Genomic DNA, 23,757 nt, shown 5'->3' on the forward strand with positions numbered 1-23,757 from the left:
GTGGAAAAAATAATCAGACTTCTTTCGATCAAGTTCACCCGTAAGGCTAAAAAACTGAGACATATCCATTTTGGAAATCCTGATCAAAACCTCTATGATGTGGGTAAGATTTTTATGGAGCAGATTAGAAAGGACGAAATTATTGAAAGAGCAGGATCCGTTGCATTTAGTTTTACTGTAGCGATGTTTCCATTGTTGCTATTTTTACTAAATGTAATTCCCTACATAGGTTATTTTTTTGAAAATGTGACTACGCAGAATATTTTAAGATTTACAGAGGAGATTATGCCGGCTACTATTTATGCTGAAGCAGAATCTACTATTATGGATATAGTGAGTAAGCCAAGGCAGAGTTTGCTTTCTTTGGGTTTCTTTTTAGCACTTTTTTTGGCTACCAATGGAGTGATGTCTCTTATGAGTGCGTTTAATGCTGTGTATAGGACAAAAGAAAACAGGACATTCTTTCAGACAAGAATGATAGCTGTTGGTATTATAATGGTACTTGTATTGACTGTTTGTGGAGCTGTGGTAATTATGATTTTGGGCAGTAGTGTACTTTACAGCATATCAGAATGGGAAATTGTATCGAGTAATCTTTATTACTACTTACTTGCCTTTTTCAGGTTCTTTGTATTGCTTGCTGTTTTTATGATTGCTACGGCATACATATTTAGATTTGCACCTGCTGTTCATGATAAATGGAAATTTTTCTCAACAGGATCTACCACTGCTGGGCTGTTGATTACAGCAGGATTTTATTTGTTTTCTTACTACCTGAATAATTTTGCTACTTATAATAAGCTCTATGGCTCCATTGGGACAATGCTGGCTGTGATGTTATGGTTGTTTATCACTTCTTTGATCATATTGGTTTGCTTTGAGATCAATGTGTCTTTAGACAAAGCTGCCAAGAAAAAAATGGTGACAAGGGCGCTAGAGAATACTTTGTGAGAAAGATACTAGATACTAGAACCGAGAGACGAGATAAGAGAAGGATAAGCCTGAAAGGCTTTAACATTTGAATAGCCCTCGGTGAAACCGGGGGGATGAAAACACAATTGTAGCGTAACACGACCCTGAAAGGGTCGAACATTGAGGTGTTGATAATTGAGGATTAAGAAGCGAGAGGCGAGAGGATGATAAATCTACCTTCTGAATTTTAAGAACTCAATTACCTCCGTATACTCCAGGACGGTAGTTTTTATCCAATATCCATTATCTTTCCTCAACAGTCATCCATATTTAACCGAGCAATCTCACTACCTCTGTTTGCAGCTAAGGCAAGGTATCTGCAGGCACTGGGATCTTTGAGTAGTTTTTTGCAAAGACCTAATTGTGTCAGAGAGTTGACGTGGTCTGGATCCTTTTCTAGATAGGCTTCAAAATCCTCAATCGCCCACTTTACATAGCCAAATGACATTCGAGCCAATCCTCTATTGTATAATGCCGTAAGGTTGTCAGGATCATACATCAGACACATGTTAAATGAACCTGCTGCTCCATCGGGGATGCCCATTTTTGACCGGGCTATCCCTTGGTAAAAATATGTTTTGGAATCTCTTGGTTTTAGTTTTGCAGCAATTGAAAAAAACTCATCTGCGCTTTTGTAATTTTCATTCATCAAAAAAGATCTTGCCAAAAGATAAACTATTTCAAAGTCATTTTCATCATGTTTAGCTGCAATCAATAGATTTTTTTGGGCATTTTCATAATCTTCTATTTTCCAATACAATTTTCCAATGCCGCCGTAAGCCTGTGCATAGTTCGGATCTATGCTAAGGATTCTTTTATAATCAGCCATTGCTTTTTGAAATTCTTCAAGTTCTTCATAAGCTCTTGCTCGAAGGTGTAGTGACTTGATATCTGTGACATTCATAAAAAGTGTAGAAGAGAATTCAGAAATAGCTTTTTCATATTCTCCATTTCTAAAATGGATTTCTCCTTCGGAAAAACTACCGAAACAAGAAGTTAGAGCAAAAAAGGCAAGAGCTAAATACTTGGTAATGTTTTTCATAGTAATGGAATTTTATCAAAACTAATAAAATAGCTGATGAATAAAAAAATAATTCTGAATAATTATATGTCTATCCAATCCAGAATCCAAAGTGGTGTCGTATATGCAGTATACTAAAAACATTGAGCCATGTTCAAAAAAATAATAATTGGATGTCTTGCCATTTTTGCAGCATTAGTTGTGACTTTGGCAGTTCATATCTATTTGGTGACGCAACCCAAAAATGATGGAAAACCAAATTTGACGATGAGTAGGATTGATTTTGTGAATCAGTTGGATTCGTTGGAAGCGATCAGCGTAAAAAATCACACCAGTAAATTGGATGGTGTAAGAGACGTCAGGATGAATGTGAAGTCCGGTCATATGGTTTGTTTATATGACAGAAATAAACAAGCTCCAAGTGATATTATAGAGTCAATTAGCAAAGATTTTTATTTGGAGGCAAGTCTTTACCAGCCCTCAGATGAAATGTTAGCTCAAAGTTGTCCAGCGATAAACAAAAGTTCACTTACCTACAAATTGGGGGCTTTTTTTCAAAGAACATTTGAAAATTAAACTAAAACCAAATTTTAATGATTATGAAAAAAGTAAATTACTGGTTAGCCAGTGCTTTGATTGGATCCATGGTTGCATTTTCGTCTTGTAAAGATGACAATGATCAACTCAGGATGATGGACGATTCGTTTTATGCAGTTCAATTGGGAGGTGAAACTCGTGTTTCAGATCCCGATAACCCTGGACAAACGATCGAGCAAGGTTTTTTGAACCTTAGGACAGTTGTGACAAACACTGTATTGACAATAGCAACAAATGAAGGCGGTAAGTACGATGCCTTGCAGCCTTACTTTAGTGTATTGTTGACTGAAGTTGGAAATGGACAAACCTCAGGATTTACGACTCTTGTAAGGGATTTTACAGAATTCTTGGCAGAGGCTACCGGTTCACAAAATTTCACCTATAGTGGTTTGGATATGGAAGCAGCACATGATCCAGTTCGAAACCCAAGGATGAACGGTAGAATCAACAATGCTGATTACGACTTATTCGTACAAGCTGTCGTAGAAGGAGCAGCACAAGCTAACATCACATCAAATGAGGTTTTAGGTCCAGTTGGTCAATTATTGGAATCTGTGAGGGAGCCAATCGTTCAGAGAGCTGATAATGAAGGTTTAGATCTTTATACTAGATTAGGTGGCAATGCCATGATCGATGTGTCTGGAGATAACGAACCAGAGAGATTAGTAGAAGCTGGATATGCTCCATTGGAGGCAGTGGTTACCAGTACGGTAATGATCATTGCTGGAAACGAAGGAGGAAAATATAATGCGTTGCAACCTTATTTCTCTGTTTTGCTAGCCGAGGTAGGTGCAAATAATACTTCAGGATTTACAGCTTTGGTAACAGATTTCTCTGAATTTTTGGCTGAAGCTATCGGATCTGTAAACATCGAATATTCAGGATTGAATATGGTAGATGCACACAATCCTGCTACAAATTCAAGAATGACTGGATTGGTTTCTGCAGCGGATTATGATCTATTTATCGAAGCAGTGGTAGAAGGAGCAGTAGAAAACAATGTCCCTGAGAGCGTAATTGGAGAATTTGGTGCTTTGTTGACAAGCCCAGGTTTGAAAGATGCGATTGTGCAGAGGTAAATTGATTTTAGATATCGATTTAATTTGAAAAAGACCAGCTTTGAGATAAGGCTGGTCTTTTTTTAAATAGAAAAAAAATGGCAAATTAATATGGTCATGATAAAGCTCAAAAATTTTGTTTTCAAAGCTCAAAAATCCAAATAATTGAGCATATCTGTTAGTGTTTTTGAGCTTAACCTTCCAACTTTACAACTTTTTAACCTTTTAACCTATTTAACTAATAATAAAAGTTTATAATATTAGAGTTTAGAAGTTTAGAAAAAGCGCGTTGCAAGCCTAACTTTCAAACCTTCCAACTTTCTAACCTTTTAACCTACAATGAAAGTTTAGATGTTTAAGGTTTTGAAGTTTACTGTAAATCACTTTTTTTATTTGGACTGGGTTTTTATTTCTAAAACAGCCAAAAAGATTAAATATTTTAATATTCTTAATTTGACAAAATTAAATTCTTAATTGGGGGGGGTAGTTTTTTAGTTGAAATTTTATTTTGTATTCCTGTCTTTGATTAATCCAATTCTATCAAAATCATCAGTCCATTGGGAAAAGAATTTTTGGAATTGTTAATTTCTGAACCTATACTTGCTTCATAATGCTTTTTACTTTTAAGTGGTCTATTAATTATTTAAACGCTGTGATATGCAAATATTTAGGTTAGGGTTATTATCAGATTTTAGAATAATTCGAAGTTGTATTGATTTGACTAGAGAGAGTTTTCATAGCTAGGAGCGAATTCTAGTTATACAAGTTTAGTTTTTTTGAAGTATTTACAACAACTCTTTTATTTATGAAAAACAATATTTTTCCGGCAGCGATTATACAGCAAACGGTAGAAGTTTACGATTCCCACATCAGTGTGCAGTCCAAAGCAATTTATTTATTATTTCTTGGGATTTTATTGGCTGGAATCATTGCGCTACCACTGATCTATGTGGATGTGGCAGTACAGTCTAGGGGGACTTTTCAGTCAGCTTTGCAGCGCAATTCTCTGATGAGCTCGGTAAGTGGAAGATTGGAAACATGGAATCTGAAAGAAAACCAAAAAGTCAAAAAAGGAGATGTTTTGGCGCTGGTCAGAGGAGAGGTTTTGAATCTGGAGATGCAGGGGTTGGAGATATTTAAAACGAAGTAACGATGTCAAATATTTTTTTTCAATAACAACTCAAAAGCTTCGAAAATGTCACAGAAATTAATTGAGAGAATTTCCAGATTGGATCAACTTATTAGACTTAAGTCTACAGGAACACCAAAAGAGTTAGCCAACAGACTAGAAATTTCTGAAAGCACTTTATATGAAACAATTTCTATGATGAAGCAATTAGGAGCACCAATAAACTATGACAAACTAAGAAAAAGCTATTATTATCAAGCAGAAGGAAAAATAGAAATAAAATTTATAAAAAAATAATATACTCCGGTTTTTTTGGAGTGTGCCAATTTATTATTGTATAAAATAAAATTTTATGATCGATAGTAAGGAGTATGCCGTGAAAAAGCAAAATAAAAAAAGTGATGACATTTTTTATGCTTCATTAGTTGATTTTTTTAATCCATTGTTTTTAATAAAGCAAGATCAAATAGAAATGCTTAAGAAAGCATCTAAATCTTATTTCAAAGGAATGATTCTTTTAGATAATGTAATCGATGGAGATCTTAATAAGTACTTCCTTTATGATGCAATTCAATTGTTTGAGAATGCAATAAAAGAATTGAGTGTGCATTTTCATAGCTCTCATATTTTTTGGAGTGATTTTGAAAAATTAAAAGCCTTTTATTTTACTACTATTAAAAATGAAAAAAAAATTAGTAATGGGCAAGAGCATATAAGTGAACTTGAATTTGAGAGTATAGCCAAGGGTAAATCTTCAATATGCTATGTGATAATTCATGCACTTAGATATCTTTCAAGCACTGAGGAACGAAATGAAAAAGTTGCTTTTGAACTCTTAAAATGTCTAGAAGAAATTCATATCGCTTTTCAATATCAAGATGATATAGACGATTTTTATAAAGATTTGGTTTTTGGGCAACGCACTTATGCTCATGTATTGGTTGAGAAAGGGCTTGGAGTTGTTAATAAAATTCAGGTGAATGATAAATTTAAGTTACTCCATAAATATTTATACGTTTCTGGGATTGCTGAAAAGTTAATAGAAAATGCAATAAATCATTTTTTAAATGCAAGAGAAATTTCGAGCCGCTTTGAACTCGATGAACTTAACAAGTTTCTTGAAATTGAAGTGAAAAAATGTAAAGCTCAAATCTCAGAGATTAATCTGCTAATTTCAAAGGCAAAAACAAAAAGTACCCATAAAATTGAAAAATTGGAAAGGGTGGAGTCTAATCTTGATTTTCTAGTTAAAGATTCTATTGTAAAAGGTGTTGAATTTTTAAAAAGTAGTATAGATGGAAACGGTCAATTGTCAGACTTTATCACAGGGGCTGGAATAGGAAAAGATTGGGTTTCTTACTATAGCGCATTTATGTTATCTGGGTTTGAGGATTCTAAAGATATCAAAATTGATTTTAAGTTATCAAACGTTTTTTTGTTTTGTAACGAGGCTTCAATAGGGTATAACAAATCCGTTATTCAAGATGCAGATTCATTAGCATTTTTTTTGGCAGCACAATTTTTAAATTTCCATGGGGATCTCTCAATTAGAAAGTTAAATGAATTGAAAAATTTTCAGCATAAAAATGGTGGTTGGAGTACTTATAATAAAGAAAATGAATTAAGAGAAATCTTGAACCTTTCAAACCACCAAAGTGTGGAAGGCTGGCTTTCTCCACATAATTGCGTCTCGGCAAGTATTTGCTATATTTTATCTCTAATTCCTGAAATGTATGATGATTTCCTCAATACTGCGAAATACTTGAAAAGTAAAATACTGCCCAATGGAGAAATACAGTCCTATTGGTGGTCTAGCTCAATCTATGCAACTGCATGGACAGTTATCGCATTTAGTCAAGATCAAAATTTAAAAAATAAATGTGTATCATCAGTCAATTGGTTAATTAGAAATCAATCTGAAACTGGGGGCTGGCTAGATCCTTTTTCTAGGAAAGAGAGTTTTTTTTATACTGCATTAGCTTTGAGAGCACTATGCGAGTACAATTTCGAAGATAATAGAACATATATTTTGAAAGGATTCAGATTCATTTTGAATAATCAACTGATTGATGGAAGCTGGGTGTCAGAAAGAATATTAGCTATTCCTGCTACTGACGTGAAAAATCAAGAAGATGTAATTTCTTGGAGAAAAAGCTCTTTTGGTGTTAATGTTTTAGTAGATGATTATAAGAAAGTATTTACTACAGTTTCAGTAGTTGGTGCACTTTTAAAATTTAAGTCTATAAAGATATGATTTTTTTAAAAGAACATATCATTACCCCGTTTGATAAAAATAGGTGGGTGGTAAATACAAATGATGGAATTCATCTCTTGATAAATAATGAAACAAGAAAACTCCTGAATATTGTTGTGAATTGCACCGATTTAGGTAGTGCAACATCTCAGTTCAACGATGAATATTCTCAAAATCTTAGCCTAAATGATTTTGAATGTTTGATAGTAAACAAGTTTAGTGGTTCAGGTATTCTTGTCAATTTTGAGAGTAATTTAAAAAAAAGCTACATGTCAATAAAAATACCTTTGCTAAGTTCAAAATTAGCAGGATATGTTTCTCAACCTTTTAAGCATTTATTCAATCCATTAATTTTTTGGTTTAGCCTAATGTTATATAGTACTCTCTTGATTTTTTTATCAATAAAGTATTTTTCATTTGATTTTGATTCAATACGGTTATTGGATTTAGTGTCCTTTTCAGTCCTTTTTTATACTTCTATGCTCATTCATGAATTAGGGCATATTGCAGCTTGCAAGTATTTTAAGGTGAAACATGGTGAGATTGGTTTTGGTTTTTATTTGATATTTCCTGTTGTATATGCCCAGATTACGAATGTATGGTCACTGAAAAAACATCATAGAATTATCACAAATCTAGGTGGAGTTTATTTAGAACTTTTTTATGCTTCAATGATTAGTTTGTTTTTCTTATTTACTTATAATTATGTCTATCTATATGTGTCATTATTAATTTTTATAAAAACGATATCGGAATTAAATCCCTTTATAAGATATGATGGATATTGGATTTTATCTGATTTGACAGATACGCCCAATCTTTTACTTAAATCCAACGAAGCTGTAAAAGCCTTTTTTTCTAAAGACAAAAGATCTGGTTTGTTTATGAAAGAAGGATTTATTTGGATATTGATCTATGGTATTATGAATGTCTTAATTGTGGGGTTTTATATGTGCATAATTTTGGTGAATTATTGGGAAGATATCCTAGATTTTCCAGCAAAAATCATAACAGCATTTCATGAATTATTTTTGGGTTCGACTGAATCAATTATAACCCTTATTTCATTACGGTATTTATTGATCGCAGGATTTTATATCCTATTGTTAAAATTAGGAATATCACTATTGGCTAGAATTCCGAGAAAAAAATCTTTAGAAAAAAACTTGGCTTAATTGGAGTGTGTCAGGTTTGTTTATAATTAACACTCCATTAGATAATTAACAAATAACACAATGAAACAAATTAATGAAGTGGTGGAGAACAATCTCCAGATTGCTCAACTTTTCGAAGTTGAAGAACTTGAAGAAAGAGTAGAGTTCGGGAAATGGTCAGGTAAAGCAGAAGGTGGTTATACCTGTAGCGGAGGGGATTGTGATGGGAAGATGAAAGTAGAGGCAACTTACACGATCAAGTTTTAAAATCAAATTGGATTGGCGAATGGTCAAAAACTATTCGCCAATTTTCCAAAGAATTGAGATTACTAAAAAAAATGAATTAATTTGTTATTATGAAAAAAATTGCTCTTTGCCTGCTAATTATGTTTCTTTTTACTTTAGCATATGGCCAAAAGATAGATGGGTTTTTAATAGATGAACACTCCAAAGAACCTGTATCTTATGCTCACATTTATTCCAGTCAAAGTAAAAAAGGAACGTTAAGCAACGAAAAAGGTCAATTTGAATTATCTGGACTATCTGAAAATGATACTTTATTTATTTCACATACTGGCTATGAGTCTTATAATAAATTTTTAACCAAAGACTGTTTTCAATCAGGATTAACAATCAATTTAAAACCTAAAGAAATTGTACTTGATGAAATAACAGTTTTTAGTACAGATGTGGAAGAGATCGTCCAACGTGTAATGGATTATCTTAGATACAATCGCATAAACTATAAAAAAGGGTTTTATAGGCAAAGCGCTTACATGAATGATAATGCGACAGAGTGGATTGAAGCATTTTATGACGTTGCTATTTCTGCAAATGGGATTCAAGAAATTAAAATTGACCAAGCGCGTTTTGCCAGAATAAAATTCAATCCTGAAATTATTTTCTTTTCGCATGTAAATTTTTCTTACATGACTGTTGGTAATGTACTGTATTCTCCAATTTCAGATGATACTTTTAATAGAATGATGAAACCTTTTGGGGAAAATTTTACCCACAAGTATCAATTTAATATTGAGCAAGTGTATTCAGAAGCCAATCAAGAGTTTATTGTTGTGAAATTTGAACCCAAACCAGAGTTTGCTGAAACAAATGCTATTTTTACTTATGGTGAATTCACTTTCAATACGACAACAAATCAGCTTATAAAATATATGGCATACATAGATCATTCATTAGGAGCGGCTGATATTCGTGGATATACTGGTACAAAAATTATTGAAGTTAAGAATCCCTCTCACTCTTTTGAATTTGTGTTTTCAGAAAAGTCAGGAGAAATAGATTATATCAGTGTTAATTATAAATATGATTTGATTCAAAATGGAAAGATTATACCATCAAAGGTGTCCTCTATATTTTTTACATACGAAGTACTTGAAAAAAAGCCTAAAAATCTCAGGCAGCCAAATATTGAGTTAGAAAGTGTAAAAAACTTTGAGCGTGCTAAATACAAGCCAAAATTTTGGAAAGATAATCCGGTAGTAAAGCTTACAGCTGAGGAAGAAGCCATAATAGCTTCATTCGAAAGAGAGAATGCATTTGGCACATACTTTAAATAGGAGGAATCATGAACATTAAAAAAACAGTTTGTTTAATTGCGATCTTATGGTTTTGTATCTCTCAAAACTACGGGCAAAGAATCAAAAATCTTGATAGTCTTATGACAACATGTTTTGTAGAAAAAGACAATTTTTCTTCCAGCTTAAAAATTAATGATAATATAAATTTAACTAATTTAATTTTAAAAAAATATAACCCAGTATTTAAATATAACTTAAATTATTTAAAAGAGTATGAGTACAAGAGCTATAATATGAGAGAGTATTATATATTTCATAGACTTAATACCACACCAGGTTTTTTAAGGGATAGTTATCGCCTACCGCCTTACGTTGACCATCAGAAAGTGGAAGTAATTAAGAAAAAGAGGTGATTTATTAAATACCTCTTGTAGAATCAGCCGAATTGGAGTCCCAACTTGTAGAATCGATTACCTCAGCGGGTACGATCAAAAGGTTTGGGGCTGAAGAACACGCCAATATCAAAACAGAGGTGAGGTTTGTGTCCTTGCTAAGGACAGTTTACCAATCTGGGTTGAACAATATCTTTTCGGGAACCTCTTCGGAAGTAATCTCAAGGCTTTTTACTATCATCCTTCTTTGGGTAGGTGCAGGTTATGTCCTGAAAAATGAAATAACACCCGGCGAACTGATGTCTTTTTATGCCCTGACAGGATACCTGACTGGTCCCGTTTCCAGTTTGATCGGTATGAACAAAACCATTCAGAATGCATTGATAGCGGCTGATAGGCTTTTTGAAATCATGGATCTAGAGGTAGAGAGTTCTGCCGATACATTTCCCATCAAAAAGGAAAATGTGGGAGACATCACTTTCAAAAACGTGAATTTCAGATATGGCTCCCGGGCCAATGTTTTTGATGACCTTAATATTACTTTTCCGAAAGGTAAAATCTCGGGAGTAGTAGGGGAGAGTGGTTCGGGCAAGAGTACCCTGGTATCCCTGCTCCAGAATCTTTACCCCCTCCAATCAGGCAATATCCATATAGGGGAGCATGATATCAAATTTATCGACAATGTAAGTTTGCGACAAATTGTCTCCGTGGTACCTCAGCGCATAGACCTTTTTGCAGGGAATGTATTGGAAAATGTGGCTTTGGGGGATTACCAGCCTGATATGCAGAAGATCGTCGGTATTTGCAACAAGTTGGGCATGATGGATTTTATAGAAAATTTACCCAATGGTTTCGGGACATATTTGGGAGAAAATGGAGCATCACTCTCAGGAGGGCAAAAGCAGCGGATAGCCATCGCAAGGGCACTTTATAGAGACCCTGAAATCCTTATCTTAGATGAAGCCACAGCTTCCCTAGATCCAGGTTCGGAGCAGTTTGTACAGCAGACCATTCGAATGCTCGCCACCGAAGGCAAGACCATCATCTTTATAACCCACAGACTGGCAGCAGTACAGGATTTTGACAGATTATATGTATTGGACAAAGGAAAACTGATCGAAGAAGGTACCCATACAGAGTTGCTTGCCAAAGAAGGCAAATACTTCGAAATGATCCGTAAGCAATTGGTGGTGCTGTAATGTTAAACGTTAAGCGTTCATCGTTAAACGTTAAACGCTTAACGTTTAACCTTCTAACCTTCCAACTTTACAACTTTCTAACCTTTTAACTATTTAACCAAAAAAACATGGAATTTATCAGACAAATTGAGAGATTGCAGCTGTTGAACAAGCTGGTAAGGGAGCAGCGGACAGGAAGTCCGGAGGAATTTGCGGAGAGATTGGGGGTGAGTAGAGCAAAGCTGTATTTGATGCTGGATGAACTGAGGGATGAGGGGGTTGAGATTAGGTTTTCAAAGCGGTCAAATTCGTTTGTTTATGAGAATTGCAACGGGGTGTCAGTGGTGTTTTCTCTGAAGGTTCTTGGGTCAGATGAAGTCCGGAATATCTCTGCAGGAAAAATTTCAAATTATTTTCCAGCGTCTAAAATTTTAGACGGAACTATCTTTTCTTTGGTTTATGATCAATCAGCAAATCAACATGCTAGCTAATTCGATTTGCTTGGGAGAGATTGGGAGGACCCGATGCCCGGAAAAGGTTGGGAAAAAAATGAAAATTTATTTAGATTATGAACAATTTAAAAGAATTGAGTTTTGAGGAGATGCAGGAGGTAGATGGGGGAGGTTGGATGATCATTGCAGGGATTTTTGCAGTTGCAATTTTGACAGACATGGCTATGAATCCTGGTGAAACAATCGAAGTATTTAAAAGAGGTTATGAAAAAGGAGCAGAAGATGGAAAAAATTAATATAGAAAATTTCAAGAATTTGAGTGAGTCAGAACTTCTTCAAATTGAAGGCGGTGGTCTTACAGAAATAACAGCAAAAATAGTTGAATGTGCGGGATACTGTGTAGGATGGTTAAGTTCAAGAAAAGGTGCAACACCAGCACATCTTTCAGCATTGGATGGCCCTAATGGTAGGTGTACGTATTGATTTATAGCAATAATTGATGTAAATCCATTTTAGAAAAAGGGGTTTGCATCAATTTTTATTACTATTTGGTAGTAATTGAAATTTGTAAAATGATGAAAAATATACTTTGCTCACCTAAAATATTACATTTTAAAAAGATTTTTATTCTTTATTTAATTGGTTATTTTCTTGCTAGCCACTACCGTTCATATCAAAATAGCCATAGTTTCTTTGATTTTGGGTTGGCAGATTCTGGTGTTGGATTGGTATCTATTATTATTGTTTATTTGATTTTTACACCTCCAAGTAAATCAAGAATGCAAGCAAGAAAAATCTTATTTTTGGTATTATTCGCTTATCTAAGCCAAGAGATTTATTGCTACTTTTTCCCTGGTTTTGTTGGGACTTTTGATTTCAAGGATATGATCTATTATGTTTTAGGGTTTGTATTTGTGTATTGGTTTGATGTAAAGAGGAGGCGTGTAATCTGAAGTCAAATTGAATTATGGAATGAAGTGGGCGATTATTTTCCATGGAGTCTATAATGCTATCTTGATCATACCAGCAGTGTATTTTTATGAAGTTTGAACGTGTAATATCGACCATCCCTACGGGACTTTTGCCGAGTCGCAAGTTTCTTGGGTCGGTGGGTTGAAATCCACCGTTATGAAGTCGGTCGTGCCGCTGGCACTGAAAAGCTGGTATATCGACTGGAAGTGGGATTTGCTATCAGCTCCATAGGAGTGACCGATATACTAATCATGGATTTCAATCAATGACAAGGAGTTAGCCATGCTATCCAAAAGTCCTGTAGGGACGGCCGATATGGTTTTTGACTAGTGTAATTTGTCTTTCTTTAGACTCTTCAGGGTCGGAAAGATTAAGGCGTTTTATTCGTTTATTATTGGTTTTTAGCCATTGTTTTATTATGTAACCTTTTCATAGTTGGTTGACAATAGAGACTTGTTTGATTATCAGAAGCTATTAATTTAAAAAAAATAAATATCAATAATAAACTACTGCCCTGTAAGGGCAAGAGCTTCTAACAATGGGTGCAGCCCATTGCACAAGATGCTGCTATTATCAGTAATGCCCTGAAAGGGCATCTGAATAATCAAGTTTTAGAGATTTCTATGCTAGCTAATTTGATTTGCCAGAGCGAGATTGGGAAAACCCTATGCCCGGAAAAGGTTGGGAAAAAAATGAAAATTTATTTAGATTATGAACAATTTAAAAGAATTGAGTTTTGAGGAGATGGTGGAGGTTAAGGGAGGATTGGCACCACTTGTTATTTGGGGGGTTGCCATTGGTTGGAACTATATCGGTGGATGTTTAGCCCTTGGAGCAACAATTGGGGCAACAGTTACAGCAACTCAGCATGCTAAAGAGTAGTAGATTTTAAACAGAAATATTATGGAAGAATTATTGATTGATAAGCCTGTGAAACTAAACTTGGTTGAACTGAGTAACACAGATATGGTTGATATTAATGGTGGTGAGCCTTTGACATTCGGAGCAATTTGTATAGCAGCAGGTGTCGGACTTGGCTGCGTAATCATAGGAGCCGCTGTAGGGTATGGTATTTATCGAGGGATTAGGTATTTAACTGAATAAATACTTTTTTAGAGTAAAGGAGATTTATTTTCTTTGCTTAATTTAAATTTATGCTGTAAAACAATTAATTATGAAAAAAATGTTAGAAAAAGTTATGGCTTATTGCTTTCTATTTGGAATTTTTCTTGGAGCTGTAGTTGCATTTATTCAACATGTAAAATCCTAATCCCATAAGTAGTTGAAGTATAATAGCGTTTTTACAAAAAAAATAAGTATTTGGAATATATAACAAAGATAGATCTTATGTATTCTACAGCATCGTCATAGGAGTGACCGATGTATTAGTCATGGATTTCAATCCATGACAGGGGGATTTCCGTGTTTTTCAAAAGTCCCGTAAGGACGGCCGATATGGTTTTTGACTAGTGTAATTTGTCTTTCTTTAGACTCTTCAGGGTCGGAAAGATTAAGGTGTTTTATTCGTTTATTATTGGTTTTTAGCCATTGTTTTATTATGTAACCTTTTCATAGTTGGTTGACAAAAGAGACTTGTTTGATTATCAGAAGCTACTAATTTTAAAAAATAAATATCGATAATAAACTACTGCCCTGTAAGGGCAAGAGCTCCTAACAATGGGTGCAGCCCATTGCACAAGATGCTGCTATTATCAGTAATGCCCTGAAAGGGCATCTGAATAATCAAGTTTTAGAGATTTCTATGCTAGCTAATTTGATTTGCCAGAGCGAGATTGGGAAAACCCTATGCCCGGAAAAGGTTGGGAAAAAAATGAAAATTTATTTAGATTAAGGAAAATTTAAAAGAATTGAAGAGTAGATAAAGTATAAATCAACGCAGTTATGAAAAAGAAAACATTTCAATTTTTAATAATTGTAGCCTCTTTCCTTTTGTCACTGATGATATTCAATGATTGGGATGATTTCAAAAGGGGCTTGAAAGGAGAACGCTCACTCCAAAAAAGTGAAAATACTAATTGACTTATAATTAGTAGTAATTGATATCTTTTATCTATGAGTTTTAATCCAATATCTAATTTAGCAATTGTATATTTTGAGGTTTAACTATTATTTCCTCCATCCCTACGGGACTTTCCCTTCATCACAAGTTTGTTGGGTCAGTGGGTTGAAACCCACCGTTAAGATGTCTGTCGTGCCGTTGGCACTGGAAAGCTGGTATATCGACTGGAAGTGGGATTTGCTATCAGCTCCTTAGGAGCGACCGACGCATTATTCATGGATTTCAATTCATGACAAGGAGATTACCATCCAACCGTGAAGTCCGCTAGGGATAAGTTAGATGGTTTGATGATCAATCAGTAAAGATATCTTTCATCCCTACGGGACTTTTGCCGAGTCGCAGGTTTCTTGGGTCGGTGGGTTGAAACCCACCGTTAAGATGTCGGTCGTGCCGTTGGCACTGGAAAGCTGGTATATCGGATGAAAGTAGGATTTGCTATCAGCTCCATAGAAGCAACCGATGTATTAGTCATGGATTTCAATCCGTGACAAGAAGATTTTCGTGTTTTCCAAAAGTCTCGTAGGGACGGGCGAAATGGTTTGATGATCAATCAGCAAATCAAAAAACTGCTGAAACGATTTGTATGAAAAAGTTTTTGAGGTATTTTAGCCCAAATTGTTTTAGTTAGATTTTTGCGTACAAAACAGAGGTATTTAAATATGACAAAATTTTTAATTCCACTATTTGGGTTACTGCTTTTCTTTTTTTCTTCAGAAGGGCAGACTTTATACAAAGGGAAAATAATTAATAAAGTGACTGAGATTTCCATTCCATTTGCCCATCTGCGCATAGATAATACAAATATAGGTACTGTCGCCAATTCGAATGGTGAATTTTCTATTGTCGTACCTAATCGCTATCTCAAGAATGATTTGGTGGTTTCATGCATGGGGTATAAAAACGAAATTTTCCCCATTTCTAAATTGTCTGATAAAAAGAATATCATTCGATTGGAGGAAGAAACTAACACACTTGCTACTGTGGAAGTACTTGCTGTGGACATTGCCAGATTGATAGTGGAAAGAGCTATAGATAGAATACCCCAAAACTACCCTGCAAATAGTGAGCGATTAATAGGGTTTACAAGAGAGATAGTAAGTCCTGATAGCAATTTCCAAATGCCATATTATATAGGAGAGGCGGAGGTAGAGGCACTGAAAGAAGGGTATGAAAAGAGAGTTAAAAATGGAGATGTGAAGCTTATTAAGGGAAGAAATTATATTGGAGAAAATTATGAAAACATCAATGTTCGATTTTATGGAGGTGCTCATGACCAACATAATTTTGATTGGGTAGCGAAAAGAAGTGGCCCTCTGAATAAGAAAAACCTTGATAAATATGTTTTTGATATTGCCGATACCCTTAGGCAAGATGGGAGGGATATTATTGTAGTATCTTTCAAACCTGAAAATAATGTCAATTCACGAATTGGTAAGTTACACATTGCAGATGAAACTTACGCTATAGCGAGGATTGAGAACTATCATACTATTGGTAAATCACAGAGCTTTGAAAACTCAATAAAAAGTAAGTTGTCGGGATACAATAGATTATACATGGAATATCAAATAGATTATACAAACTATGATTCCTTGTGGCGCTTTTCTCATGGGTTTTATAAGACAGCTTTTAATAAAGAGAACGATTTTATTTACCTGAAAAGCCAATATGTCACCACTGATTTTTATCAATCAGAAGAAGCCATACCTTATGCAGACCGAGTACAATACAGGGATGTTTTCCTGAATAAAGTTCAAGGGTATGATCCTGAGTTTTGGGAAGGCCATAATGTAATGCCTTTTGAACACAACATTCCTTATCAAAGCAAAGATGAATGGGAGAAATCCACAATTGATAAAAGATCAAGAACAGATAAGATCATTTCAATATTAGAGCGGTTTAGAACATCTTTTGCTCTTGTTTACGGTAATTCCATTTCTCCTAGAGTTTGGCTTGATATGAATCAATTAGGTACATCGTGGACGGGGGAAAAGGAAAGTATGACATCCACTTTTTTTGGCTATTCAAGCTTTATCAAATATGAATTGGGGAAATCATGGATTGTAGGATTTGAGGAAATTAGCTCATTTGCAACAAGGAGATTTCGCAGTCAGATGGCAACTATTGAGTGGGAGAGAAAGCTATTTCCAAGATCGAGGCCAGTTTATCTAAGTCTTGGGGCTAAGACAGGCTATTCCATGAATGGAACCAAACTTGGAGATTTCAGAAGTGATCAAAGGTTTGAACTAAATGGTAGAAGATTGGACAGTGGTGGGTATGATGTGATTTTTGAGTCAAGAGGTTTTGGAGTAGTTCCTTTTATGTCATTGTCTTTGGAAAAAAGCCGTAGGCTGAAGTTTTACGGAGAAGCAAGTTTACCATTCATTTTGTACAATAATTATGGTGTGCATATCAAAGAGCAAAGAGGATTGTTTAAAAAATCAGTTTGGCTGAAAGAGAAGGACTACGAATCTTCGATCCAGGTAAGTGAACATTCAAATAATGAGAGGCTATCGAGAAACGGAATCCTTTCTGCTGGAATAGTTTTATCATTTTGATTTTTGAAATTCTGTAACTATCATTTTATATACATTATATTTATAAGACCAAAGGATATTATATCGTCCATCCCTACGGGACTTTTGCCGAGTCGCAAGTTTCGTGGATCAGTGGGTTGAAACCCACCGTTAAGATGTCGGTCGTGCCGCTGGCACTGGAAAGCTGGTATATCGGATGAAAGTGGGATTTGCTATTAGCTCCTTAGGAGCGACCAAGATATTAGTCATGGATTTCAATCCATAGCAAGGAGTTAGCCATCATACCATGAAGTCTGCTAGGGATGAATGATATGGTTTGGGGTCAATCAGCAAAGATATCGTCCATCCCTACGGGATTTTTGCAGAGTCGCAAGTTTCTTGGGTCGGTGGGTTGAAACCCACCGTTAAGATGTCTGTCGTGCCGCTGGCACTGGAAAGCTGGTATATCGGATGAAAGTGAGGTTTGCTATCAGCTCCACAGGAGTGATCGATGTATTAGTCATGGATTTCAATCCATGACAAGGATTTAGGCATCCAACCATGAAGTGCAGTAGGGAAGTGTGATATAGTTTGATGATCAATCAGCAAAGATATCGTCTATCCCTACGGGACTTTTACCGAGTCGCAAGTTTCGTGGGTCGGTGGGTTGAAACCCACCGTTAAGATGTCTATCGTGCCGCTGGCACTGGAAAGCTGGTATATCGACTGGAAGTGGGATTTGCTATCAGCTCCGTAGGAGCGACTGATGTATTAGTCATGGATTTCAATCCATGATAAGGGGATTGCCATGCTATCTAAAAGTCCCGTAGGGAAGTGTGATATGGTTTGATGATCAATCAGTAAAGATATCGTCCATCCCTACGGGACTTTCGCCGAGTCGCAAGTTTCGTGGATCAGTGGGTTGAAACCCACTGTTATGACGTCGGTCGTGCCGCTGGCACTGGAAAGCTGGTATATCGGATGAAAGTGGGATTTGCTATTAGCTCCATAGGAGCGACCAAGATATTAGTCATGGATTTCAATCCATAGCAAGGAGTTAGCCATCATACCATGAAGTCTGCTAGGGATGAATGATATGGTTTGAGGTCAATCAGCAAAGATATCGTCCATCCCTACGGGATTTTTGCTGAGTCGCAAGTTTCGTGGGTCGGTAGGTTGAAACCCACCGTTATGATGTCTGTCGTGCCGCTGGCACTGTAAAGCTGGTATATCGGATGAAAGTGAGGTTTGCTATCAGCTCCGTAGGAGCGACTGATGTATTAGTCATGGATTTCAATCCATGACAGGGGGTAGATATGCTATCCAAAAGTCCCGTAGGGACGGCCGAAATGGTTTGATGATCAATCAGCAAATCACCATGCTAGCTAACCTGATTTGCTTGGGAGAGATTGGGAGTTCCTAATGCCCGAAAAAGGTTGGGGAAAAATGAAAATTTATTTAGATTATGGAAAATTTAAAAGAATTGAGTTTAGCCGATCTTCGAGAGTATGGAGGAGGAAATACTGTTTTAAAACTAACTCAAAATGGTGTTTTAGTTGAAAATTTAATTGAATTTGGAACAGGAATTGGAGAAACATTCGGAGATGCTTTTACTAGAGCACGGTCGTGGCTTATTTACACTAAATAAAAAAAACTATGAAAGAGTTAACAAATTTTGAGTTAATCCAAATAAATGGAGGTGAAGAAATCTCAATGTATAGAAAGGCAGGTCGAGCTTTTGGGGAGTTTCTTGGAGTTACAGCGGCAGCTGCTATCTTTGTTGCAGATGGTCTCAAGGATGTTCTTCAAACGATTTTATAACTTTAAAGGGTTGTCTTTAGCAGACAACCTCTTTTATACTTTTTGAAAAATAAATTCTATGATCTTAATTAGTGAATCTTTTTATTTCTAATTATCTGATAGAAAACCGATTAACTTAATATGATCAAATTTATTCGAGATTTTTATTCTTTTATCAAAACAGGGTCTATCGAGGCAGAAAATAAGCTTACAGTAAGAAAATTTTTAGTTCGTGCTTTTATTCTCAAACTCTCATTTTACGTGCTTTTACTTGTTTTCTCGTATTTACTTTTCAATTTTAACTATGGTAATTCAGATTTTTTGTTTAAGGACAAAACACTATGGATTGTTTTTTTAAATATGATCATTTTGGCTCCAATATTAGAGGAATTAACTTGTAGGTTGCATACAGGTCTTAAACTTTATCAAATTATTATAAGCTTAGTAGGAGCAGTTATATTATTTCATAATTCATGGCTAATATTATCGTTTTTTGTTTGCTATTTTTTTCTCCTGTTTTTGATATTGAAAATTGGGGTCAGAGTTAATAGAAGTTATATCATTTATTCATCTGCGCTCATCTTTGGGATTTTACATATTGATTTTTACGATTTTAATTGGCTAGAAAATTTCGGATACACCTTTTTTGTGGTTATTACCAGAATATTTAGTGGATTGTTATTTACATATGTTTTTTATCAAAAAGGTATTTTATTTTCTATACTCTTTCATATAATTTGGAACATGATGCCATTCATATCTTATCTTTTAAGATATTTTGAAACATAATCAAATGTGGGTTTTGATTATTGGGATTTTTTAATTTGATTGTTAATTATTGAAAAAGTAAAGAAGTAATTGGAAAATCTTTAGCTAAACAATAATTTATAGGATATGAAAGGTTTTAATGATTTAATCGAACAAGAGTTAGAAAACGTCCAAGGTGGATGGCTTATTTTTGTAGCAGGAGCTTGTGTTGTGGGTATTGGTTATGTAAAAGAAAAATTAGATAGTGGTCAATGGTAAAGAAGAATAACCCTCTTTTACATTTGATAATAATTTTAAATGTTTTTACTGGAAGTATACTATTTTATGTTTTCTTCAATATTGGAGAAAAATTAGGTAAGCATTTAGCAAATCTATTTTAATAAGGAATTCTACTGGAATCATTGTGGACTCATTTTGAGAGGTAATTGATTTCAGTAGAATTTTGAATTGTCTTAAAACGTAATGAAAATTTTCCTGATTTTAATTTTCAATTTCCCTTAAGATAATTTCCTCTCTTAAATATAGGCTATTTGCTTGGTTTTCAGTGTGTGTCTTACCAAAGTGCTTATCATTTGTCTTATTTTGGATTGGTAAACTTTGGATTTTGATAACTTATTTTTTTTATCGCCTCTTTACCTAAGTTATACTCAGGTAGAGAAAACAATGTTCTTCAATTTATTCGTTTATCTCATTCAATAGATTTATTGTTACTTTTCCCCTAGTTTTATTGGTACATTAATTTCAAGGATTTAATATATTGCTCTTATGCATTTGTGCTCGTGTATAGGTTTGATGTGAGGAGAAGAAGGGTAATTTGACATCAGTTTGAATAATTATGGCAAAGAGTGGGAGATATACTTCCATGTGGTCTACTATATGTGATTGTGATAATGTTTGCTATTTATTTTTTGAGGTATGATATTATATCATTCATCCCTACAGGACTTTCCCTTCATCGCAAGTTTCGTAGGTCGGTGGGTTGAAACCCACCGTTATGATGTCGGTCGTGCCCGCCCGGATGCCCGGTCGGACGGGCCGCTGGCACTGGAAAGCATGTATATCGACTGGAAGTGGGACTTGCTATCAGCTCCATAGGAGCGACCGATGTATTAGTCATTGATTTCAATCCATGACAGGGAGTTAGCCATCATACCTTGAAGTCCGCTAGGGAGGGGCTAAATGGTATGATGATCAATCAGTAAATCAAATAACTGCTGAAACGATTTGTATGAAAAATATTGGTGGAGAATGAAAAATGAGTTACTTTATGAAAGTTTAGAAGAAATTTGGTATATACTCTATATTAACAAAAGTTTTAACAAAAATGAATTCAAGGAAATGAAGAATAAATATCTAATCCAGTTTCTGATGGTCTTGAGCATATTTTCGGGGAGTTTATTGTTTTATGTTTTCTTTAGCTTTGGTGAAAAATTTGGAAAATATTTAGCAAATATATTTTAACATGAAGTATCAAGAATGCATTTTTTTGGTTTCGATGGTTTTTAGCCATTGTTTTAATATGTAACCATTTCATAGTTGGTTGACAATAGAGACTAGTTTGATTATCAGAGGCTATTAATTTTAAAAAATAAATATCAATAATAAACTACTGCCCTGTAAGGGCAAGAGCTTCTAACAATGGGTGCAGCCCATTGTACAAGATGCTGCTATTATCAGTAATGCCCTGAAAGGGCATCTGAATAATCATGTTTTAGAGATTTCTATGCTAGCTAATCTGATTTGCCAGAGCGAGATTGGGGAAACCCGATGCCCGGAAAAGTTTGGTAACTAAAGAAAATTTATTTATTTTGACCAAAATTTAAAGGACATGGGAAAAAAAATAAAAGTTAAAACTTTCTTTACTACAGTTGCTATTTTGTTTATTTATGAAGTAGGTTCTCATTTTCTTTTAGGGTTATTCAGTCCATTTGTTCTGAATTAAAGTTGAATAATACAGATTCAATATGCTAGAAAGGGATATTATTCTAAGGTGGCTTAGGTCGTTTTCTGAAGGTTTGCTAAGGGTAGTAGGCAAGGTACACATATTGGAGGAGGAGAGAAAAAAAGAATTTGCCAAGTTGTATCAGACCTTTTTCGATATGAATAGAGAATCATTCTTGAAAACAGAAAAGGATGGTTTTTTTGAAGATTTGTTTAACTCAGATGAGGATCTTCAAATTAGAAAAGAAAAGTTAGTAGCATTATGTGAATTGATTGAGACTGATTTGAAGTTTGAAAAAAATGAAGAAATTAAAACGAATCTTAGTAAAAGGATTGGGATGTTGAAGGATGTCTTGAATGAGCAATATGGATTTGAGTATTTGGATTTTAATAGATCATGAATTTTTGAGGTCTCGATTATGAAATATTTAGAATACGTATTTTGGTTTTCTATGGCTGTGATAGCAATTTGCTTGTTTGCTTATGGATTTGGGTATTTTATTGGAATGATAGACTGTGTAGAACTTTGCAATAGATAATAAAACAAGTTTAAATAGAAAAATATGAAACAAACCTTTACCAAAATAATAACTTTTCTCAAATCCCCACATCATAGAGATTCTTTTGGAAACATAAAAGGAAGAGAATTTTTGTATCTGCTTTTGATAGCTTTTGCCATTGTGATTCCTTATGCACTTATTTTGGATTTGGCTGGTGTGGATGAGTTTGACCACAAGTTTGATATTCTTATAAAAAAATATAAATGGCTTTTAGTTATTCTTGGTGTTTTAATTGCTCCTTTGCTTGAAGAACCAATTTATAGGTTGCATCTAGATTTTAAAAAATCATCAATTTGGTGGAGTTTGGGACTCTCTGTTTTTGTGATCAGCGAAGCTTGGATTACAGTTGTTTTGTTGTGGATTTGGTTACTTTTCTTGTTGTTTAAGGTGAGCAAAGGTGATCAACCAAACTTAAAATATAGTATTTTTATTTCATCAACACTTTTTGCACTTGTTCATTTAATGAATTTCACGGACTTTGATTATGCACAATATTTCTATTGGGTGCCATTTATGGTAGGTGCTCAGTTTTTGATTGGTCTTGTGCTGAGTTACATCAGACTAAACTATGGCATGAAGTGGGCGATTATTTTCCATGGAGTCTATAATGCTATCTTGATCATACCAGCAGTATATTTTTATGAAGTTTGAACGTGTAATATCGTCCGTCCCTACGGGACTTTCCCTTCATCGCAAGTTTCGTGGGTCGGTGGGTTGAAACCCACCGTTAAGATGTCTGTCGTGCCGCTGGCACTGGAAAGCTGGTATGTTGACTGAAAGTGGGATTTGCTATTAGCTCCATAGGAGTGACCGATGTATTAGTCATGGATTTCAATCCATGACAAGGGGATTTCCATGCTGCCATGAAGTCCGCTAGGGAAAAGTGAGATGGTTTGATAATCAATCAGTAAAGATATCGTCCATCCCTACGGGACTTTTACCGAGTCGCAAGTTTCGTGGATCAGTGGGTTGAAACCCACTGTTATGACGTCGGTCGTGCCGCTGGCACTGGAAAGTAGGTGTGTCGACTGGAAGTGGGATTTGCTATCAGCTCCATAGGAGCGACCAAGATATTAGTCATGGATTTCAATCCATGACAAGGGGATTTCCATGCTGCCATGAAGTCCGCTAGGGAAAAGTGAGATGGTTTAATGATCAATCAGTAAAGATATCTTTCATCCCTACGGGACTTTTGCCGAGTCGTATGTTTTGTGGGTCGGTGGGTTGAAACCCACCGTTAAGATGTCGGTCGTGCCGCTGGCACTGGAAAGCTGGTATGTTGACTGAAAGTGGGATTTGCTATTAGCTCCATAGGAGTGACCGATGTATTAGTCATGGATTTCAATCCATGACAGGGAGTTAGCCATGCTATCCA

Annotated in this window: 26 protein-coding genes and 1 pseudogene; 26 read left to right on the plus strand and 1 reads right to left on the minus strand. The window is 35.1% G+C overall.

Annotated elements, in window-relative coordinates; translation table 11 throughout:
• Nucleotides 1-951 (plus strand): YihY/virulence factor BrkB family protein, encoded by a 951-nt coding sequence (locus MM236_RS13515; RefSeq protein WP_241275518.1) that lies wholly within the window; start codon nt 1-3, stop codon nt 949-951.
• Between the two features lie 274 nt (nt 952-1,225).
• On the opposite strand, the gene MM236_RS13520 is transcribed toward MM236_RS13515, so the two are convergent.
• Nucleotides 1,226-2,014, minus strand: coding sequence for a tetratricopeptide repeat protein (locus MM236_RS13520; RefSeq protein ID WP_241275519.1), 789 nt, complete (start codon nt 2,012-2,014; stop codon nt 1,226-1,228).
• Nucleotides 2,015-2,143: 129 nt separating this feature from the next.
• Here MM236_RS13520 and MM236_RS13525 point away from each other — a divergent pair, with 129 nt between their 5' ends.
• From MM236_RS13525 to MM236_RS13640, 25 genes and pseudogenes are all read left to right on the plus strand, one after another.
• Complete coding sequence (locus MM236_RS13525; RefSeq protein ID WP_241275520.1) at nt 2,144-2,569, plus strand: heavy-metal-associated domain-containing protein; 426 nt, start codon at nt 2,144-2,146, stop codon at nt 2,567-2,569.
• A 23-nt stretch (nt 2,570-2,592) separates the two neighbouring features.
• Nucleotides 2,593-3,669, plus strand: a complete 1,077-nt coding sequence (locus MM236_RS13530; RefSeq protein WP_241275521.1) for a globin family protein — start codon at nt 2,593-2,595, stop codon at nt 3,667-3,669.
• Nucleotides 3,670-4,453: 784 nt separating this feature from the next.
• Nucleotides 4,454-4,798 (plus strand): biotin/lipoyl attachment domain-containing protein, encoded by a 345-nt coding sequence (locus MM236_RS13535; RefSeq protein WP_241275522.1) that lies wholly within the window; start codon nt 4,454-4,456, stop codon nt 4,796-4,798.
• Between the two features lie 45 nt (nt 4,799-4,843).
• Nucleotides 4,844-5,074, plus strand: coding sequence for an HTH domain-containing protein (locus MM236_RS13540; RefSeq protein WP_241275523.1), 231 nt, complete (start codon nt 4,844-4,846; stop codon nt 5,072-5,074).
• A gap of 55 nt (nt 5,075-5,129) precedes the next feature.
• Nucleotides 5,130-7,031, plus strand: coding sequence for a prenyltransferase/squalene oxidase repeat-containing protein (locus MM236_RS13545; RefSeq protein ID WP_241275524.1), 1,902 nt, complete (start codon nt 5,130-5,132; stop codon nt 7,029-7,031).
• A complete protein-coding gene (locus tag MM236_RS13550) occupies nt 7,028-8,206 on the plus strand; it encodes a hypothetical protein (protein ID WP_241275525.1) in 1,179 nt (392 codons plus the stop codon). Before MM236_RS13545 ends, MM236_RS13550 begins: the two co-directional genes overlap by 4 nt.
• Before the next feature lie 60 nt (nt 8,207-8,266).
• Complete coding sequence (locus MM236_RS13555; protein WP_241275526.1) at nt 8,267-8,452, plus strand: hypothetical protein; 186 nt, start codon at nt 8,267-8,269, stop codon at nt 8,450-8,452.
• Between the two features lie 89 nt (nt 8,453-8,541).
• Nucleotides 8,542-9,762 carry a carboxypeptidase-like regulatory domain-containing protein gene (locus tag MM236_RS13560; protein ID WP_241275527.1) on the plus strand — a complete coding sequence of 407 codons (1,221 nt, stop codon included), beginning with the start codon at nt 8,542-8,544 and terminating at the stop codon, nt 9,760-9,762.
• An 8-nt stretch (nt 9,763-9,770) separates the two neighbouring features.
• Complete coding sequence (locus MM236_RS13565) at nt 9,771-10,136, plus strand: hypothetical protein (RefSeq protein WP_241275528.1); 366 nt, start codon at nt 9,771-9,773, stop codon at nt 10,134-10,136.
• A 20-nt stretch (nt 10,137-10,156) separates the two neighbouring features.
• A pseudogene (locus MM236_RS13570) lies at nt 10,157-11,314 on the plus strand (peptidase domain-containing ABC transporter); the annotation flags it as partial.
• 107 nt (nt 11,315-11,421) lie between these two features.
• Nucleotides 11,422-11,784 (plus strand): HTH domain-containing protein, encoded by a 363-nt coding sequence (locus MM236_RS13575; RefSeq protein WP_241275529.1) that lies wholly within the window; start codon nt 11,422-11,424, stop codon nt 11,782-11,784.
• Nucleotides 11,785-11,861: 77 nt separating this feature from the next.
• Nucleotides 11,862-12,041 (plus strand): class IIb bacteriocin, lactobin A/cerein 7B family, encoded by a 180-nt coding sequence (locus tag MM236_RS13580; RefSeq protein WP_241275530.1) that lies wholly within the window; start codon nt 11,862-11,864, stop codon nt 12,039-12,041.
• Complete coding sequence (locus tag MM236_RS13585) at nt 12,010-12,228, plus strand: ComC/BlpC family leader-containing pheromone/bacteriocin (RefSeq protein ID WP_241275531.1); 219 nt, start codon at nt 12,010-12,012, stop codon at nt 12,226-12,228. Before MM236_RS13580 ends, MM236_RS13585 begins: the two co-directional genes overlap by 32 nt.
• 89 nt (nt 12,229-12,317) lie before the next feature.
• The gene (locus tag MM236_RS13590; RefSeq protein WP_241275532.1) at nt 12,318-12,698 is read left to right on the plus strand and encodes a hypothetical protein; all 381 of its coding nucleotides are present in this window, start codon (nt 12,318-12,320) and stop codon (nt 12,696-12,698) included.
• Nucleotides 12,699-12,845: 147 nt separating this feature from the next.
• Entirely contained in the window at nt 12,846-12,986 is a 141-nt protein-coding gene (locus tag MM236_RS13595; protein WP_241275533.1) for a hypothetical protein, read from the plus strand.
• Nucleotides 12,987-13,428: 442 nt separating this feature from the next.
• Nucleotides 13,429-13,599 (plus strand): class IIb bacteriocin, lactobin A/cerein 7B family, encoded by a 171-nt coding sequence (locus tag MM236_RS13600; RefSeq protein ID WP_241275534.1) that lies wholly within the window; start codon nt 13,429-13,431, stop codon nt 13,597-13,599.
• Nucleotides 13,600-13,620: 21 nt separating this feature from the next.
• Nucleotides 13,621-13,821, plus strand: a complete 201-nt coding sequence (locus MM236_RS13605) for a hypothetical protein (RefSeq protein WP_241275535.1) — start codon at nt 13,621-13,623, stop codon at nt 13,819-13,821.
• A 798-nt stretch (nt 13,822-14,619) separates the two neighbouring features.
• A complete protein-coding gene (locus tag MM236_RS13610) occupies nt 14,620-14,757 on the plus strand; it encodes a hypothetical protein (RefSeq protein WP_241275536.1) in 138 nt (45 codons plus the stop codon).
• Nucleotides 14,758-15,456: 699 nt separating this feature from the next.
• Complete coding sequence (locus tag MM236_RS13615) at nt 15,457-17,355, plus strand: carboxypeptidase-like regulatory domain-containing protein (protein ID WP_241275537.1); 1,899 nt, start codon at nt 15,457-15,459, stop codon at nt 17,353-17,355.
• 1,258 nt (nt 17,356-18,613) lie between these two features.
• Nucleotides 18,614-18,736 carry a hypothetical protein gene (locus MM236_RS19705; RefSeq protein ID WP_255742671.1) on the plus strand — a complete coding sequence of 41 codons (123 nt, stop codon included), beginning with the start codon at nt 18,614-18,616 and terminating at the stop codon, nt 18,734-18,736.
• A gap of 42 nt (nt 18,737-18,778) precedes the next feature.
• Complete coding sequence (locus MM236_RS13620; RefSeq protein WP_241275538.1) at nt 18,779-18,961, plus strand: hypothetical protein; 183 nt, start codon at nt 18,779-18,781, stop codon at nt 18,959-18,961.
• A gap of 8 nt (nt 18,962-18,969) precedes the next feature.
• Complete coding sequence (locus MM236_RS13625) at nt 18,970-19,134, plus strand: bacteriocin (protein WP_241275539.1); 165 nt, start codon at nt 18,970-18,972, stop codon at nt 19,132-19,134.
• An 873-nt stretch (nt 19,135-20,007) separates the two neighbouring features.
• A complete protein-coding gene (locus MM236_RS13630; RefSeq protein ID WP_241275540.1) occupies nt 20,008-20,139 on the plus strand; it encodes a class IIb bacteriocin, lactobin A/cerein 7B family in 132 nt (43 codons plus the stop codon).
• A gap of 1,706 nt (nt 20,140-21,845) precedes the next feature.
• Entirely contained in the window at nt 21,846-22,223 is a 378-nt protein-coding gene (locus MM236_RS13635; protein ID WP_241275541.1) for a hypothetical protein, read from the plus strand.
• Nucleotides 22,224-22,385: 162 nt separating this feature from the next.
• On the plus strand, nt 22,386-23,033 hold the full coding sequence (locus tag MM236_RS13640; protein ID WP_241275542.1) for a CPBP family intramembrane glutamic endopeptidase: 648 nt from the start codon (nt 22,386-22,388) through the stop codon (nt 23,031-23,033).
• Nucleotides 23,034-23,757 lie beyond the last annotated feature (724 nt).

This window comes from Belliella calami, assembly GCF_022549695.1.
GTDB lineage: Bacteria > Bacteroidota > Bacteroidia > Cytophagales > Cyclobacteriaceae > Belliella > Belliella calami.

Excerpts from the sequence above, each read along its gene's own strand:
- MM236_RS13520 (WP_241275519.1), bottom strand. The coding sequence starts at position 2,014 with ATGAAAAACATTACCAAGTATTTAGCTCTTGCCTTTTTTGCTCTAACT.
- MM236_RS13525 (WP_241275520.1), top strand. The coding sequence starts at position 2,144 with ATGTTCAAAAAAATAATAATTGGATGTCTTGCCATTTTTGCAGCATTA.
- MM236_RS13530 (WP_241275521.1), top strand. The coding sequence starts at position 2,593 with ATGAAAAAAGTAAATTACTGGTTAGCCAGTGCTTTGATTGGATCCATG.
- MM236_RS13535 (WP_241275522.1), top strand. The coding sequence starts at position 4,454 with ATGAAAAACAATATTTTTCCGGCAGCGATTATACAGCAAACGGTAGAA.
- MM236_RS13540 (WP_241275523.1), top strand. The coding sequence starts at position 4,844 with ATGTCACAGAAATTAATTGAGAGAATTTCCAGATTGGATCAACTTATT.
- MM236_RS13545 (WP_241275524.1), top strand. The coding sequence starts at position 5,130 with ATGATCGATAGTAAGGAGTATGCCGTGAAAAAGCAAAATAAAAAAAGT.
- MM236_RS13550 (WP_241275525.1), top strand. The coding sequence starts at position 7,028 with ATGATTTTTTTAAAAGAACATATCATTACCCCGTTTGATAAAAATAGG.
- MM236_RS13555 (WP_241275526.1), top strand. The coding sequence starts at position 8,267 with ATGAAACAAATTAATGAAGTGGTGGAGAACAATCTCCAGATTGCTCAA.
- MM236_RS13560 (WP_241275527.1), top strand. The coding sequence starts at position 8,542 with ATGAAAAAAATTGCTCTTTGCCTGCTAATTATGTTTCTTTTTACTTTA.
- MM236_RS13565 (WP_241275528.1), top strand. The coding sequence starts at position 9,771 with ATGAACATTAAAAAAACAGTTTGTTTAATTGCGATCTTATGGTTTTGT.
- MM236_RS13575 (WP_241275529.1), top strand. The coding sequence starts at position 11,422 with ATGGAATTTATCAGACAAATTGAGAGATTGCAGCTGTTGAACAAGCTG.
- MM236_RS13580 (WP_241275530.1), top strand. The coding sequence starts at position 11,862 with ATGAACAATTTAAAAGAATTGAGTTTTGAGGAGATGCAGGAGGTAGAT.
- MM236_RS13585 (WP_241275531.1), top strand. The coding sequence starts at position 12,010 with ATGAAAAAGGAGCAGAAGATGGAAAAAATTAATATAGAAAATTTCAAG.
- MM236_RS13590 (WP_241275532.1), top strand. The coding sequence starts at position 12,318 with ATGATGAAAAATATACTTTGCTCACCTAAAATATTACATTTTAAAAAG.
- MM236_RS13600 (WP_241275534.1), top strand. The coding sequence starts at position 13,429 with ATGAACAATTTAAAAGAATTGAGTTTTGAGGAGATGGTGGAGGTTAAG.
- MM236_RS13605 (WP_241275535.1), top strand. The coding sequence starts at position 13,621 with ATGGAAGAATTATTGATTGATAAGCCTGTGAAACTAAACTTGGTTGAA.
- MM236_RS13610 (WP_241275536.1), top strand. The coding sequence starts at position 14,620 with ATGAAAAAGAAAACATTTCAATTTTTAATAATTGTAGCCTCTTTCCTT.
- MM236_RS13615 (WP_241275537.1), top strand. The coding sequence starts at position 15,457 with ATGACAAAATTTTTAATTCCACTATTTGGGTTACTGCTTTTCTTTTTT.
- MM236_RS19705 (WP_255742671.1), top strand. The coding sequence starts at position 18,614 with ATGACAGGGGGTAGATATGCTATCCAAAAGTCCCGTAGGGACGGCCGA.
- MM236_RS13620 (WP_241275538.1), top strand. The coding sequence starts at position 18,779 with ATGGAAAATTTAAAAGAATTGAGTTTAGCCGATCTTCGAGAGTATGGA.
- MM236_RS13625 (WP_241275539.1), top strand. The coding sequence starts at position 18,970 with ATGAAAGAGTTAACAAATTTTGAGTTAATCCAAATAAATGGAGGTGAA.
- MM236_RS13630 (WP_241275540.1), top strand. The coding sequence starts at position 20,008 with ATGAAAGGTTTTAATGATTTAATCGAACAAGAGTTAGAAAACGTCCAA.
- MM236_RS13635 (WP_241275541.1), top strand. The coding sequence starts at position 21,846 with ATGCTAGAAAGGGATATTATTCTAAGGTGGCTTAGGTCGTTTTCTGAA.
- MM236_RS13640 (WP_241275542.1), top strand. The coding sequence starts at position 22,386 with ATGAAACAAACCTTTACCAAAATAATAACTTTTCTCAAATCCCCACAT.